Origin of the sequence: Chryseolinea lacunae, from assembly GCF_016735595.1 — a bacterium.
GTDB classification, from domain to species: Bacteria; Bacteroidota; Bacteroidia; order Cytophagales; family Cyclobacteriaceae; genus Chryseolinea; species Chryseolinea lacunae.
Map to the genome: position 1 here is coordinate 117,113 of NZ_JAERRB010000001.1, position 15,668 is coordinate 132,780.

Below are 15,668 nucleotides of genomic sequence, written 5' to 3' on the forward strand. Positions count from 1 at the left end.
TGAGCTGTTTCGGTTAGGTAAACAAGAATATTAAAAATTACGGCGGAAGAAATGTGATTTTACGTTTAAGAAGGATGCCTTTGCGCAAGGGGCGCATTTTCCTAGGCTTTCGGCTTCGCGGGTGGCTGAATCATGTCGAGGTATCGGCCCATCCAATAGGGCAACAGCCAAAACACAGGCTCGCGTTCCATATAATGATCGCCCCCCACAATGCCCCACGGATTTTTATCCCAACGCACGGTGGCGCGTATGCTCGCCGGTTGAAGCGTGTTCACCTGAAGATCGCCCATCACCGGCACATGCACCACGCGAACATCTTCGCGCCGGGTGTGATCGATGGTCCAGTCAACAAGATCCAGCGGCGTGTCGGTGAGAAATTCAACAGAGGGCTTCAACTCTTTTTTTTGTTGACGGGCATATACATAGATGAAGTTAATCAGAGGATTGTGATCGTCTTTGCGACGGGCCAGCCATTGATCGATGTGGTCTTCATAAAACTTTTTAAGCTTCGGATCGTCTTCGCCCTTCAGCAGGATGGGATATTGGTAGGCGGCGAGGATCACATCGAAGTAGATGAACCACGCCGGGTTCTGCTGTGGAATCTTCGCCATGTTGTCGAGGTAACCCTCGGTGTTGATGAGGCGGAGATATTCGCTTTGGAATTTTTCGTCGCGGGTGATGTAGTAGGCGAACTTGAGAAACGACAACACCTCCATGGAGTTCAGGCTTCGGTCGGGCGACCATTCGGGATCGTGGTTCAGGCGATCGGGCGACCACACACCCCAACGGGTGGGCTGGTCATCCACGTCGGTGAGGGTGAAGTTGTGTTTCATGAGGTGGGTCACGATTTTTGAAACGTGGCGGCGTATTTCCTCTTTTTCGGTTTCGTCGGCCACCAGGTCATAGTAGGTGAAATATCCAAACATGTGGCCGCAGATTTCGTCGCTGCTGGTGTCGCCCTTCCACATCCAGCGTCCGTCGCGCGATTTACGCCAGCGGATCTCTACGGGCTTGAAGCGTGGCTCTTTCACTTCCTCGTCGGCGCGTTCGCGCTCGGTGTAGGTGCGATTGCCGTCGTGATAGAAGCTCCATGTGGTGGGCACGATGGTGCGGGCAAAAAAGCCGTCGGTTTCGGTCACTTCCTGCAAGAGCTTCAGAAATTGAAACGCCTTGCGCGCTTTGGCTTTTGCGTCGTCGCTCTTGGTGGCGGCGTAGCGAAAACTTTCCATAGCCAGATAGTTGCTGGTGTATTCGCCATCGTTGTCGTCGTCTTCGGCCGCCCATTTTGTGGTGTCTCCTTCTGCGGCAAGGCGGCATTGTCCGGCAATCCACGGATCGCGGATGTGGCGGCGCATGAGCACGTCATAAAAATATTGCTCCTTGCTGGCCAATGTCATTTGTTTTTGCTTGATGGCGCTCACGCCCCGCGCGGTGCCGATCCACGCATTGCCCGATGCATCGAACGTGATGGCGTTCACTTTGTCGTCGACCAGCCAACGCCGGCTGAAGCGAAGCGATGGCGTGAGGTCTGCGGCATAACGCACCACGCCCACATCGGTGCCTACCCACATCACTCCCGAAGGAGAACGGCGCACGGCATTCACATTTATAGAAGGAATGCCCTGCTCCGGAAGCAAGGCGTTTATCTTTTTATTATCCTTAAGAATGGCAACACCTCCAAGGCCTCCAGCCCAAACCTGCCCGCGATCGTCAAACGCGGCACCGCGGATGTAGGCGCTCACCACATCATCCACACTGGAAAACAGGCGCGTGCTATCGGCGGTGGCGTGATACAGCCCAACATCCGAAGCCACCCACAATCCTCCGGCCTGGTCGGAGATCATGTCGCGGATGGAACGTGCCACGGTGTAGCTTTTTTTCTCGCACCGGCCATCGTCACACAACCAAACGCCACGCGGTCCACCGGCATACACGCCTTCCTTGGCAACGCACAACACACCCAGCGGCGACACCGGGCCTTCCACTTTTGCCGTCACATTGTTCTTTATTTTATAGAGGGCATTCCACGTACTCAACCAAACGGACGAGTCGTTGGCGATCGCCACGGCAAACGAAGGACCTTGGGCCGCGGCTGGCAAGGCAGCATCCCATGTCAGCGATTTATCTTTTTTGATGAACACACCCATTGGCGTAGCGATCCACACATTTTTCTTGCTGTCGACCGCGAGGCTGCGCACTTCACCCAGTGCAGCGGGCACCGGATAAGCTTCGTGATACTCCTGCCAGAACGCGGTGTCCTGAAACACAGTCACGTCGGTGGTTGTCGTGGTGGGTGGTGCGCTTTGCTTGCAGGCCATGGCAACAAGGGCCGTCAACACCAGTAGGGATAGTCGCTGCATTGTAGGGATGATAATGTCTCACGTCGCACAATACGACGCTTAACAAGGATATCAAAAATAACAGCCTATGCGAGGGGGATTTTGCGTATATGAAAGGGAGGTTAACGCAGAATGTAAACCGGGCCATTGCGTGCGCTGCCCGTATGGAGCAGCGCACACCGTTGCCTATTTCTGAATCACGAATTCGTCTTTGACAACGCCTTCGCTATTCACCGACTTGTATACCAACTTGTTTCCGTGAATTTCAACGCGTTGATAAAAATATTCGCCGTTGTATTGCTTCACGGCATACGGCTCCGCAGCGATAGCATCGTGCCGGTAGGGTATACTGATCGAGATCGCATACACCGTGCCTTTGTCAAACCCGTCAACCACTTTGCCAGCGGCCATGGGGCGCGACCGCATGTAATAATGAACGTGACCGCCCATCACCATGTCAACATGATACTTGTCGAAGAGTGGCACCCAGGCGGCCTGAATGTCAGGATAGGGTTCTTCAAAATTGTAGGGAGGAAAGTGGAACATCACAAACTTCCAGGTGGCTTTGGTCTTGGCCAATGTCTCTTCGATCCACGGCGTGTGGTCTTCCACATCCTGCGTGGCGTCGATCATGATGAAGAGGGCGTTGCCATATTCAAAAGAATAGCTCGATTCTTCGTCAACACCTTTGGGAGCATTTTTTGGAAGACTGAACAGATCATAATATAACTGTGCGCCCATCCCATCCTGACGGTCGTGGTTACCCGGCACGGGCATGAGCGGCTTTCGGGAGAACACGTCGTGCGAATTGCCATAGAGGTGATCCCAGTCGTCGCGGTTCAGGCCGGTGCTCACAATGTCGCCGGCAATAGAATAGAACGCGGCGTCTTTATTTTCTTTGTCGGCCAGCGACACCAGCTTGCCCGAGTCGGGAAAAGTATGCGTATCGCCAAACCATACGAAGGTGAAATCTTTCACGTGCTCTCCTTCCGTTTCAAAAGAACGCACGTCAGACCATCCGCCTTTGTCGCCGGAGCCCACGCGATAGCCATAGTGCGAACCGGGCTTGAGCGTTGTGATCAGCGCCGTGAAATGATTGGAGTAGCGGTCGTTATAGAGCATACGATCCTGCGTTTGCTTCATCGTTGCTTTGGCAACCAGCGTATCGGCAGTGCCTTCCAACCAGTATTGCACCTCTCCTCCCGACACCGACGGCATCGTGCGCCATTGCACATCGATGCTGGTTTGGGGTGAGCCACTCCAGGTCAACATGATCTGATCGGGCGATGAGCTGCTGGGGAATGCCGTTTTGCGAAACGCGTCAATCACATGCGCTTCGCGGGCGCGACCACGCACCGTAGTGAACAAGGCCTGACCGTTCAACGCGTCCGGAACCTCTGTGATGGTGAGTCCCGACCAGTCGTGATAGGTGAAGGCTCCTACCCGGAGCGTATCTAACGGGTAGCCTGGATACACGTCTGTGATAGCGAGTGCGTCTTCTTTCTTCTGGGGCGCCACGCTGATGAAATACACCGGACGGTGTTTATCAAATCCATTGATGCCCAGGTTCACCGAACCGGCCGGAAAATTCTTTTGCCAAACATCGTAGGTATATTCTTCGTTCTTCACCACCATAGGCGTCTTCACAAATCCCGACGATTCCAGCCAAAAGGGAACGACTGCCTGTGCCTGATGCCGCATGAGCGACACCGTGACCGGAACGTTGACGGTGAACGACTGGTAGCGCGTGGCCAGCACCTGCTTCTCTTCGTCGCTCAGAAATTTGTCTATATAGGCATCATCAATTTTCGCAAACTCCGACTCCTGAACTTTCGCGTAGAGGCGGGTGATGACGGTGTCCATTACTTGCGAAACCGTGCGATCGGGCACTTTCGACGCCTGACGACAGGAAACAAAACATAACGAAACAAGTGTAGCAATAAGGATGAAGCGCATATAATGACGATTGTCTTTTTAAAGTGAAAGAGCCGGAAAATGCCTATGAAAACACCTCCGGCTCTCTACCATTTACCCAAACTAAATTTCTCCATAACCCAATAAGACGTTCGGATGCATAGGACGAACGGTTCTCGTGTCATGTTTCTCAAAAGTAGGATTAGGATGGAACAGTGACGTGAGGTTTTGCGCATAGAATACGTCAAAACACGCAATTGTTTGTTTATGCGTCTGGAATATGCGCATGATTAACGCTTTAATCCTGTTCAAACGAATTATCGCAGGCGTTCACACGCGATCACAAACCAAGCGCTGCAACCGATGTTATCTTAATGTTACGCGCACGCCAACGTCGCGACGGCCAAAACTAAACTGGCATTGCCACGGCCTTTGCACGTTCATGTGAAAGAAAAATAAAAAAAATAGCGCTGCTTAGAAAATTTCACTTAGCAACGAATTTGCGCATATTATATACGTTGTAAGTCAAATGATCTACGTCTGTCGCCAGACATCCGCACAGTAAAAATTTCCTACACCCCGATTTGGATTTTCCCGGGACTCAACAGCTTGGAAAGTTATTCCATTCGATTTAAAATTACCCGGCACTCTTTTGAAGACCGCTTCCCGAACCGATGGATTTTTGTATACCTCACGTATGGCGAAAATTTCTACCTGTAGCAGCACTGACGATGTTGGCGGGTGTTGTCGATATGTCGGCACAAAACCTGGAAACCATCGGCAAGGCAAAGCCGCTAAGCATGAGCGGTGGCATTTCGTTGAACCAGATATTTTATGCTGCGCAAAACATCGACAACCGACGCGATCCTTATTCCTACTTTGTTTCCGGAAATGTAAATTTTTCGTTGTACGGATGGAACGTTCCCCTCAGTTTCACAGTGTCTAACCAGAACACAACGTTTCAGCAACCCTTCAATCAATACAGCCTGCATCCCACCTACAAGTGGATCACAGCGCATGCGGGTTACATCAGTTCTTCCTACTCGCCCTATACCGTCAACGGTCATATCTTTTTGGGTGGTGCCGTTGACCTTGCGCCAGCAGGAAGCTGGAAATTCAGTGCCCTTTATGGACGCTTTCTTAAAGCGGTAGAGCAAGACACGGCACGCGTGAACACATCGTCGCCGGCATTCAAACGCATGGGCTATGGCTTCAAAACGGGCTATGACAAAAATGGGAATTCTATCGAACTCATTCTATTTCATGCCCAGGACCAGGTCAATTCTATACAATCGCTTCCAGACAGTCTGGTCATCTTTCCCCAGGAAAACCTGGTGATCAGTCTCGGCGCAGGCAAAACATTTTTTGAGAATTTTCTATTAAAGGCCGAACTGTCGTCCAGCGCCATCACACGCGATGTGCGTGCCGACCGCGAAGACAATGGCAATGCACTGGCACATGCGGGATTTCTTTTTTCGCCCCGCACATCGTCGGCATACTACAAGGCCTTCAAGTCTTCTTTCGACTACCGGCACGATGGCTTTACGGTGGGCTTTGCTTATGAGCGCATCGATCCGGGCTACCGAACACTGGGCGCCTATTTTTTTAATAACGATCTGGAAAACATAACTGCCAATGGCACGGTCGATCTGCTCGAAGGAAAGCTAACGGTAGCCGCAAGTGCCGGCACACAACACGACAATCTCGACCAGGAAAAAATAAGCACCATGCGTCGTCTTGTTGGCTCGCTCAACATGAATTATACGCCAACCGAAAAACTGAACCTGTCACTCTCCTATTCAAACTTTCAGACCTATACCAACATCCGCTCAACATTTGTCAACATCAACCAGTTGACGCCTTACGACAACCTCGACACGTTGAACTACACCCAGATTGCCCAGAACGCCTCGGCCAATTGCCTCTACACCCTCGGCGGCCCAAAAGAACGACGGCGAAGCATCAACCTCAACATTACCTTCCAGAACGCCGCCGACAAACAAGGCGGAAACAACAGGGGTGGCAGCCAGTTCTACAATTTCAATTCGGGATACTCCCTCGGGCTTGTCCCGAAGAACCTAACGTTTTCGTTTATGCTGAATGGGAACATTAACCGAAGTCCTGCCTTGAACACATTCACCGTGGGACCAACGGCCAGCGTAAGCAAAATGCTGATGGAGAAAAAACTCCGCATCATGGTGTCGTCGTCGTACAACACCGCATACAGCAACGGCGAGCATAACGCTTCGCTATTGAACGGGCGCGTTTCGGGGACCTACACCGTAAAGAAAAAACACAATCTAAATCTGAGCATGGCGATGATAAACCGTGCAAGCCAGGCGGCCACATCCGCAAAAACATTCACAGAGTTCACCGGCACGTTGGGTTATAGCTACGCATTCGCGATCAACTAACAGCCTATCCTAATTCTCACTATTGATTTCTTAGTCCCAAATCAGAATACACGCTGCTTCACAGATCAGCTTGTGGCCGTTGCACTTTAGTCTTATCCTATAAAAAGAATGAGACGTTGTTTAAACAACATGTACTGTTTTGACAACTTATCAAACAATCACAACGGGTAGTCTACGCAACCATAATTTTCATCAACGAATATCTGACAACTCCGACAGCACTATCATGTTTCTCTCGTTTTGCCTTTGTATTGAGAAACACGATAAAGAAAAATAATATAAGAACGCACCGTGTATCATTGAACAAATTCAAGTTGATGCGCAAGTTGACTTTGCTTTTTTTATTTCTGGGTCTTTGGTCGCACCATGCTTTCGCGCAAAGCTATCCCGTTCAAAGCACCACCGTATTGTCGCCACCCTACAGCACCTACCTGTCTGACTATGCAGCGCCAGGAGCGCAACATTTTGCAACTACCCTCCTGCTCAAAGACACGCGCGTGGCAGAATATCCTACCAAACTCAGGCTCACCATCGAGGGCACGGGCATCACCATTCGCACCAAACAAAACTTTGTCCCCCGGCAACCGCTAACGCTTTATGGCGGTGTGCCGGTGACCGTGTATGGCGATGAGCTGGAAGAATATTTTACTCCTGCCAACCTCGACTTTGCAGGCATCAGCCGAAGCCAATTCGAAAAGAGCGCGAAGCTTCCGGAGGGCATCTATCGTTTCAGCGTGGAAGTGCTCGACTACAATCGCGGCACCGTGGTGAGCAACAAAGGTGTGGCCACGGCATGGGTCATCCTAAACGATCCGCCGCTGCTAAACCTGCCGCGCAACAACGCCAAGGCGAAGATTGTGGACCCAACCAACATGGCGTTCACGTGGACACCACGGCACACCGGCTCTCCCAACGCCGCCTTCACCACCCACTATACCTTTCGCCTGGTAGAGATCTGGCCCGCCACCCGAAGCCCATACGACGCCATGCTGAGTCAGCCCACGCTTTTCGAAATCACCACCGACTTCACACAACTTTCCTATGGCCCCGCAGAGCCCGCGCTTATACCCGGCCGAAAATATGCATGGCAAGTGCAAGCCAAAGATGTAGACGGTCGCGATCTTTTCAAGAATCAAGGCAAAAGTGAAGTCTTCGTTTTTCAATTTGGCGATGCCTTGGGAACGCCGGAAGGCCTTTACCTGCAAACCGCCAACACCACGTCGCTGGCCGTGCGATGGGAGCTTACAACGGCGGGTGCCGATGCCGTTACGTTTCGCGCGCGCTACCGTCCCAAAAACAACCGCAGCCACGACACGTGGTACGAAACAACCTCCGAAAATCAATGGGCAACCCTGCAGCCCTTGCAGGCCGATACGGAATATGAAGTGCAGGTACGGGCCGAGCAAATTGGACAGATAAGTGAATACTGCCCGGCAAAAGTTTTCAAAACAGCCCTGCCGGGGTCGAACCAGTTTGTGTGCAAACCCGATTCGCCGCTACCACCGGTTCCTCCCGGCACTACCCCTCCCAACCTGCGCGCAGACGATGTGATAAAAGCAGGTGGCTTCGATGTGAAGATCACGGACGTGAAGGCCTCGGGCAGCGGCTTCTCCGGCACCGGGCTGGCTGTGGTGCCATGGTTTAAGTATGCCAAGGTCAAAGTAAGTTTTAAAAACATAGGCGTAAACGATCAACGCATGCTCTCGTCGGGCGAAATCAAAAGTGTATGGAATGCTGACAGCAAATTCTTACTCACCATTTCCAAACCGACAGATGTAGCAAACGCGGCAAAGACAGGCGAACTGCCCGTGAACATTGTCGCTACCGAAACACTCATCGAAATCACCGGCACCTCGATTGTGACCGTAACAAAAAATGAAAACGGCGAAGTAGAAATCCACACTGCCAATGGACAAAAACAAACGCTCGACAAAGGCAAAAGCTACTCCATAGCCGACCCCATGGGCAACGGCTATGTAGTGGACAAAGACGGCAACATTACCAAAACCACTGCCGACGAAGCACGCGCCGCCGCCACCCGCGGCGACAGGAACTATGACCTGGTGCTTCGGTTTGAAAAGGGCAACGGCAGGTTTGGCTTCGACGCCAAGAAATACGATGCCCTATCGCCCCTATATCAACACCTGGAAGACGGAACAGCCATTGCCTGGAAAGCCACAACAGCATCGGCGCCCGATGTCGTAGCCGCCACGTTGGAAGGCACCGGCATAGACCCCAAGAAGGTGAGATTCGAATTGAGTGGCGTGCCCCTGACACCAACCGTCGCCCAAGACAACAACTACACGCTGAGCGTAACCGGCAAAGCCGAAGGTACACAAGAGGAATTGCTGGCCTTGTATTCGCCCGGCGGCACCGAAAAGAACAAGGTGCTGGGCAAGCTCAACCTGACCAGCTACAACACCCTGGATAAAAATGTGGTGATCGTGCCCGTCATCACAAACAATCAAGATAAACTTCCCCAAGGCCTCAGCAACGATGCCATCAAAGACGAACTGAACGCCATCTACAGCCAGGCCATTGCCCACTGGAAAGTAAGTTTTGCACCAGCCCTGAGCGTGGCCCTGAATCCCACCTTCGACGACGGCAACTCCGGCCTGCTGAGCAACTACACCGCCGACATGAGCAAGGTGATCAAAGCGTTTGGTCCCCTTCAAGCCGACACTTACTATCTGTTTCTCGTATTTGGCCCCACCCAAAGCGGCCCCAACGCCCTGGGCTATATGCCGCGCAGCAAGCAGGCAGGCTTTGTCTTCCTGAAAAACCACCGCGAAAACTCCAAAGCCATCATGCGCACCATGGCCCACGAGTTGGGCCACGGCGTCTTTAACCTCAAACACACCTTCAGCGAGTTTCCCGCCCTGCAACAAAACACAACCGACAACCTGATGGACTACGGCAGTGGGACAACGCTGTGCAAATATCAATGGGATTTTGTGCACGATCCACAGATGGCGTTGCCGTTGTTTGAGGGGGATGAGGATGGCGAATCTATCGCCTCGGCAAGTCTGGCCTGTATAAACGCCGAGATAAAAAACAAATTAAAGGGCAATGTATTCTACGACCCAGCAGGTGAGATCATCGACATCGGTTCAGCCATTCCACACGCTTTTTATTCCATGTCGGAAGAAGATGTCAAACTCAGGGGAAGGCTCGCGGCGTTCAAAGTCGGCGAGGTGATGTATCGGGTTTACTTCTACCCAAAAGACATGCGCTTTGCTGGATATGCGCCCGTAGGAAAAGTATATGATAATATTGCCTCGTTCAAAGCTGATCGCTTCACAGGCACAACAGGATCGGTAGCCAACGTACAGGAGGTGAAGGTAGGTTCAAATTGTGCTTATTCCATTTTCAAAAATGGAGCCTTGGTGGAGACCGGAAAAATGAACCATTGCAAGTGCGAGGAACTCCCTGACACCAAGCCTACAACACCCACCAATGAATCGCTCACGGGTCTGGCTGGGGGATTTTACACCAATCACGAAAAAACGCCGGGAATTGATAAGGAAGTTTTATATAGAGTCTCAATGCTCATCGGACAAATGGGCGATGACTTCTATAAAAAATATCTGCCCGATGCAGAAACGATGCCCTTGACAAACGACAACCTCTTGGTGATGGAGGAATCGTTAAAGTCGTATATCGAACTGCAAAACAGGCTGTATCAAAAAGCAAATCTCTCCAGCTTCGAAATGCTGGTCACGTTTCTCAAAACATGCTATGAAGAATACAAAATGCAACTTAATGGCGAGGTGCGCGACATCGTGCCCTATTGCTTTTGGAAAAAAGCTGACGTGTCGCCAGGGCTATACTACTCAGTTGTCGATCCTGCCTTCAATGCCGGGATTGTAGATGGAGCTTGGGAAATGTTGGTAGGCCTCAGGGATATGGCAAATTTTGTAGACTGCTGGATGCCAATGGCCAGTGTCACTTTTTGGCTGAGCGGAGAATGCCAGATAACACGAGATAAAACACTCAATTTCTTTTCGGCGATGGGCGATGTGGTAAAGGACGGGGCGAAGTTTGATGCCTTCAAGTCGACTGTCTCCACTCAATTTCAGGACTATCTTGGATCGCTCGATGGCTTCCTGCCTAACAATCGTCACGAGCATGGAAAGCTTGTGTTCAACATCGCCAGCCTGTTTTTTGTCGGGGGCGAAGCGAGCGCAGTGGTCAAAGGTGTCAGCATCACTGAAAAGACCGCACTGGCAATGGAAAAACTGGGTGCCGTCATATCAAAAATCAAACTGCCGGCCATTGTTAAATTCATTCCCAAGTCACTCAAGGGTGCCGCAGTGGGCGCAGCCATGGTATTGTCGGTCTCGGCCGGTTCTGTGACAACAGAATTGGCGACCTTTTTCCCAAAGGCTACAGAGTTTGTCATAAACATTGCCGACAATGCGGCAACTGCTGCTGCTAAAGTAGCTGAAGTCACCGAAACAATTGCCGCCAATGCTACCAAAATCGAGGGTGCAATTGCAGCTGCTGAAAAAAGCACGATCACGTTAGTGGACGAAGCAGGAAAGATAGCAACGTTAGGCGAAGGAGCGTTGGCCGTTACCGATATCGGAAGCCATGTGATATTGTCCGTTCACGTGGGACAGAATCTCCAGCACATCAAAGCCTTTGAGAAGGCTACCGCTGCTGTGATTGTGTTGACCACCATGGGCACTCTTGGGCAAAAAGCCAAAGATGCAACATGCACATTCTGCACGCAAGCTATGACATGCGGTTGCTTCGAAGAACTTTCCATAGCCTTCACCAACTACCTGACTACCCTAAAGGAAATTTGTGAGCGCAACCCGGAGAACGGCCTGGCCATTTGCACAAAACTGAAAACGGGAAGCTTCCCGACCAAGCCGTTTTTGGCGAACGCGTCAGAACCAACCACCGACGGGAACCACCTGGCAAACAACAAGGCATCCTATACGGGATCTATCCTCGACACGTACAATTACCTCTACACCCACCACACTTCCAACGATCCTAAAGCACCCTACGCACGTGTGGATTGGAGCGCCCTGACAAGCTTTGGAAAACTAAAAGAAAACGTTCAGGCTGAAGTAGTACAGTTCTCCGACAACACCAAATCGAAAACGCTGATAGAATTTTGCGCAGACGTACGCGATGCACAAGGCTTCCTTGAATTTATAAACCACCCCGACAATTTCAATTTCGTTGATGGCTTTCTGATCTACCGCGAAGCCAAAAACCTAAGTGGTTCGGAGCAATCAGACCGGCTTTCTACCCTTCAGGAAGAACTCAACGAGCTTCAGGTGGGCAATCTCATCAACAGCACGGTGTTTGATAAAACAAAATTTTGGCTGGACAAGGCTGTTGACGTGGCCGCACGCAGGGGGAAATTCGCAGAAGGCAAAGCGTTTGAAGCATACATCGCCAGCCAGTTGAAAAACCCAAACAGCAAGGTCTACCTGGATCTTAAGTCCAAGCACATCGCAGATTTGGATGAACGCAGCATTTACCAGCAGGTTCAGTTTTGCCTGGGCGGCGACTGCCAGTCAAAAGGCAACTACTTTGTGGCCGACTTTGTGTTTGTGAAAATTAACCGGGACGACAGGGGGCGTGAATATGTTGACGTAGTTCTAGCTGATTCCAAATTGAATAAAACTACGGGCTTTACAAAAAATCAAGAGAAAGGCATGTATATCGAAAAACTTGACATTAAAGCCGTTTCAAAAACCGTTAAAAATGGCAATCAAATTGAAGCTAACCCATTAAAGGGGAATGAAATTCCACAATTTGAAGATCGAACATTGCAAGGAACCAGATTAAATCGTTCATTCTTTAAGATATACGGTGACGGTTCATCTTCAGGCTATAGGGGCATTAGCTATTGATTACTCAACAATTACAGCATCATGAAAATGAATATCGAAAACATTGACAATCACTTAAAAAAACTAATTGGATTTGAGTCACTAGGTTTCTATGAGCGGAAAAAATTCGCAACAAGTCACTACTTGATAAAATCATCTCATGAAGCAATCTTTCAGCTATCCTATCGCTATGATCAAAAAGGAGACCAATCATTAGATCTGTTTGGAGCTTTTTTTTATGACATTATTTTCCCGGCAGTTAATCAAATACTGAAGACCGTTCTTACGGAAGATAATTACAAAGATAACTTTAACTCACTGATTACAGTTGATCTCTTTGAAACAACAGTAATCGAAGACAGCGATACCTATAGCCTTAGACGATCTCTTGAGCGCAAGGCGAACCTAATGCCAATTGTTGATGGAGGTATATATTACGAAGATCGACTTATCGAAACGTGTAAATTTCACAAAGCCCTACTGGACCAATTTGCGTTTCCTTTTTTTGAAAAGTATGGAAGTTTAAAGAGTGTCAATGAATTAATCGACAGCACTCCCCAAATGAAAATCGGGAGTAGAATCCTGGGAGAAATGCCACTAAAGAAGCTCATTATAATGTTCCTGAACAACAACACAAAATATCAGGAATACAAGGAATGGCTCTTGGATACTTCCGAAAAGACTTCCGAGAAAGATGATTTCTACAAGCTTACCAAAAACTTGACTGAATATTTGGAGAGCAATCGTTACACCGACATCCATCTGGATATGATTGATGTACCGACCGAACTATCAAAATCCGCTGAAATTTATATTCACTCCACTCCGCTTCTCGAACCCAACCCAAAACTAACAGAAGCCTTCACCAAACAAACAGCAATTCTCGCCGGCATAGGCATTGTTCTGAACGATCAATTTACCCTAACCAACTACAGGCAAGATGCGAATTGGAAAAGCTGGGGCATGGACAACGAAGACGGGGCCGGGCTGTTATACCACCTTTTACTATTTGCCGGCACGCAGGTGCACAACCCTTTAACAAATTCGTATGATGCAGTCTCAAACCATGCCTATTATTTCAATGCCGAGTGGGATGGTTTTGTAGACTATGGCGAGATACTCGAGCGGCTTAATTTGCTCACAGGCAACGCGCTTCCGTTCAGAGAAATCACTGGCCGGTTCGATGATGAGATGACGGGAGTTACATTTTATTATAAAGACGTTTTGTTTACCTGGAAAATGGAATACAAAGATGATTGGACCGACGAGGCCATCTTCGAGCGCTTCATCGGCTTGGTAAACTCAGACCTTACTAAGGAATTCTATATTTTGAGAGAAGGCCAGGGTGGCGTGATCCTCTACTTATCAGACCTTGAAAAAAGAGCATTTGAAAATATATTCCCCACAAGAGCCTTGGAACTCCTGGGGGTTGAATTGTAGATTATTTGCAAAATGGAGCATAGCAGAATAATAACGCAGTTTGCGGAAGGTCAAACAAAACTAAAACAAGTAGGCATCGTCTTGAACAGCAAATTTTCATTGACCGACTTCCGCAGCCAAGCATCCTGGCAACACTGGGATATGGACAACAAGACCGGCAACGACTTTTTGTATTCCTTGCTGCTGTTTTCAGGTCAAGCTATTCAAGACACAACAACCGGCACCCACCAACCCATTTCCAACAACGCCTACTACTTCAGTTCCGAATGGGATGAATCGGTGAACTATGGCGAGATCATCACCCGGCTAAATTTGCTCACCGGAAATGCGCTTCCATTAACCGAAGTTTCCGGACACTTCAACAGCGGTTTTACGGGCGTCACCTTCTTCTACAGGAAAGAATTTCACCGGTGGGAAATGGATCGCTTCGACAACTGGACAGACGAATCCATCTTTCCCCGTTTTATAGCGCTGGCCAAATCAGATTTGAAAAAACAATTTTATATGCACTACGATGGCCCGATTGGGTTGATCCTTTATTATACCGAAACAGAAGTGAGAAACTTTCGCCGCCAGTTTCCGAATACGAAAATCGTAACCTTAGAATGATATTGATTTCCTTGAAAACGAATAAAAATCCACCACAAACTGCACTCACGATGCTGGTGCTGATTGTGGTCATGCTGCAGGCCACAAGCCTGAGCGCCCAGCAACTGCCGGAGCAACTTCGGCTTTACTTTGCTGAAGTGAGGCAAGGGCACTACCCGCCCATACCCAAGCCCTTGTCTATAAGCGAAAATTCCAAGACCATGGTGGGCGCGCTGTCCGCTTACCTCAATGACACGTTGCCAGAGGTGCGGTCGAAAGCGTATACTATTGTGCAGTTGGCAGGAAAAAATGCACGAGACTTTTCTGTGCGCCAACAAGCGGTGAGCCACCTGTTGGCGGGATGCAACGATTTGGATGTGGGCAACCGCGGCACTGCAATCGGTTATTTGAAAACGTTCCGGAAAGAAGATTTTACTGCCGCCGCCAAAGACAGTCTGCGCAGCCTGTTCAACCGCAAGGGCCCGCATATCAACGAACTGATAAGGCTGATCGGTTGGTTGGAACTGAAGGACATGATAGAGGCGATTAGACCCTATACAAAACCCGGCAATACGCAACCTATCCGTTGGGCATCCCTGGTGAGCCTGACCAGGATGAACGACGAAGCGGCCACAACAGAAATGATGCGTCGCGTCAGCAAATTTCCGGTGAACGACAACGTGGTGTATGAACTGTTCCCCGACCTGATCTATTCAAGGCATCCCATTGCCATTGCGTATATGGTGGATGTGTTGAACAGCGACGCAGAAAATTGTCTTAGCGCCGATGCCGAGCGCGAAGCACCGATACCATGTGGCTACCGCGTGATGGAACAACTGGCTCCGATCATTGAAAAATATCCATTGACGCTTGACGAAAGTGGCGACCTCAAAACGAAAGACTACACCACCGCGCTGCAAACCGTGAGAGCATGGTTTGCCAAAAACGCAAAGACTTATGTGATCAACAGAGATTTGTTCTAGCCATGACGTTATAAATGCTTGAAAACAATTTGCAATGTCCGCGACAGAAATTAAATTGAGATAATTAACACCAGACGAAGCAGTCTACCGGACCCTCCCCTGCCTGCGTCGTAAGATTTTGACCCTCCTTTGACC

7 protein-coding genes are annotated in these 15,668 nt (G+C 49.7%); 5 read left to right on the forward strand and 2 right to left on the reverse strand.

Annotated elements, in window-relative coordinates; all coding sequences use genetic code 11:
- Positions 1-101: 101 nt before the first annotated feature.
- Positions 102-2,360 carry a ligand-binding sensor domain-containing protein gene (locus tag JI741_RS00460; RefSeq protein ID WP_202006635.1) on the reverse strand — a complete coding sequence of 753 codons (2,259 nt, stop codon included), beginning with the start codon at positions 2,358-2,360 and terminating at the stop codon, positions 102-104.
- Positions 2,361-2,525: 165 nt separating this feature from the next.
- Complete coding sequence (locus tag JI741_RS00465) at positions 2,526-4,295, reverse strand: purple acid phosphatase family protein (RefSeq protein ID WP_202006636.1); 1,770 nt, start codon at positions 4,293-4,295, stop codon at positions 2,526-2,528.
- 632 nt (positions 4,296-4,927) lie between these two features.
- On the opposite strand from JI741_RS00465, the gene JI741_RS00470 reads away from it, so the two are divergent.
- The 5 genes from JI741_RS00470 (at position 4,928) to JI741_RS00490 (ending at position 15,533) form a co-directional block, all read left to right on the forward strand.
- Positions 4,928-6,667, forward strand: a complete 1,740-nt coding sequence (locus JI741_RS00470) for a hypothetical protein (protein WP_202006637.1) — start codon at positions 4,928-4,930, stop codon at positions 6,665-6,667.
- 317 nt (positions 6,668-6,984) lie between these two features.
- On the forward strand, positions 6,985-12,543 hold the full coding sequence (locus JI741_RS00475) for a fibronectin type III domain-containing protein (protein ID WP_202006638.1): 5,559 nt from the start codon (positions 6,985-6,987) through the stop codon (positions 12,541-12,543).
- Between the two features lie 21 nt (positions 12,544-12,564).
- Positions 12,565-13,962 carry a hypothetical protein gene (locus JI741_RS00480; RefSeq protein ID WP_202006639.1) on the forward strand — a complete coding sequence of 466 codons (1,398 nt, stop codon included), beginning with the start codon at positions 12,565-12,567 and terminating at the stop codon, positions 13,960-13,962.
- An 81-nt stretch (positions 13,963-14,043) separates the two neighbouring features.
- A complete protein-coding gene (locus JI741_RS00485) occupies positions 14,044-14,571 on the forward strand; it encodes a hypothetical protein (protein WP_202006640.1) in 528 nt (175 codons plus the stop codon).
- Positions 14,568-15,533, forward strand: a complete 966-nt coding sequence (locus JI741_RS00490) for a hypothetical protein (protein WP_202006641.1) — start codon at positions 14,568-14,570, stop codon at positions 15,531-15,533. The genes JI741_RS00485 and JI741_RS00490 overlap by 4 nt, the downstream gene beginning before the upstream one ends.
- The last annotated feature ends 135 nt before the right edge of the window (positions 15,534-15,668 follow it).

What these genes read in the sequence shown, in the direction of transcription:
- JI741_RS00460 (WP_202006635.1), bottom strand. Translation starts at nt 2,360, where the DNA reads ATGCAGCGACTATCCCTACTGGTGTTGACGGCCCTTGTTGCCATGGCC.
- JI741_RS00465 (WP_202006636.1), bottom strand. Translation starts at nt 4,295, where the DNA reads ATGCGCTTCATCCTTATTGCTACACTTGTTTCGTTATGTTTTGTTTCC.
- JI741_RS00470 (WP_202006637.1), top strand. Translation starts at nt 4,928, where the DNA reads ATGGATTTTTGTATACCTCACGTATGGCGAAAATTTCTACCTGTAGCA.
- JI741_RS00475 (WP_202006638.1), top strand. Translation starts at nt 6,985, where the DNA reads ATGCGCAAGTTGACTTTGCTTTTTTTATTTCTGGGTCTTTGGTCGCAC.
- JI741_RS00480 (WP_202006639.1), top strand. Translation starts at nt 12,565, where the DNA reads ATGAAAATGAATATCGAAAACATTGACAATCACTTAAAAAAACTAATT.
- JI741_RS00490 (WP_202006641.1), top strand. Translation starts at nt 14,568, where the DNA reads ATGATATTGATTTCCTTGAAAACGAATAAAAATCCACCACAAACTGCA.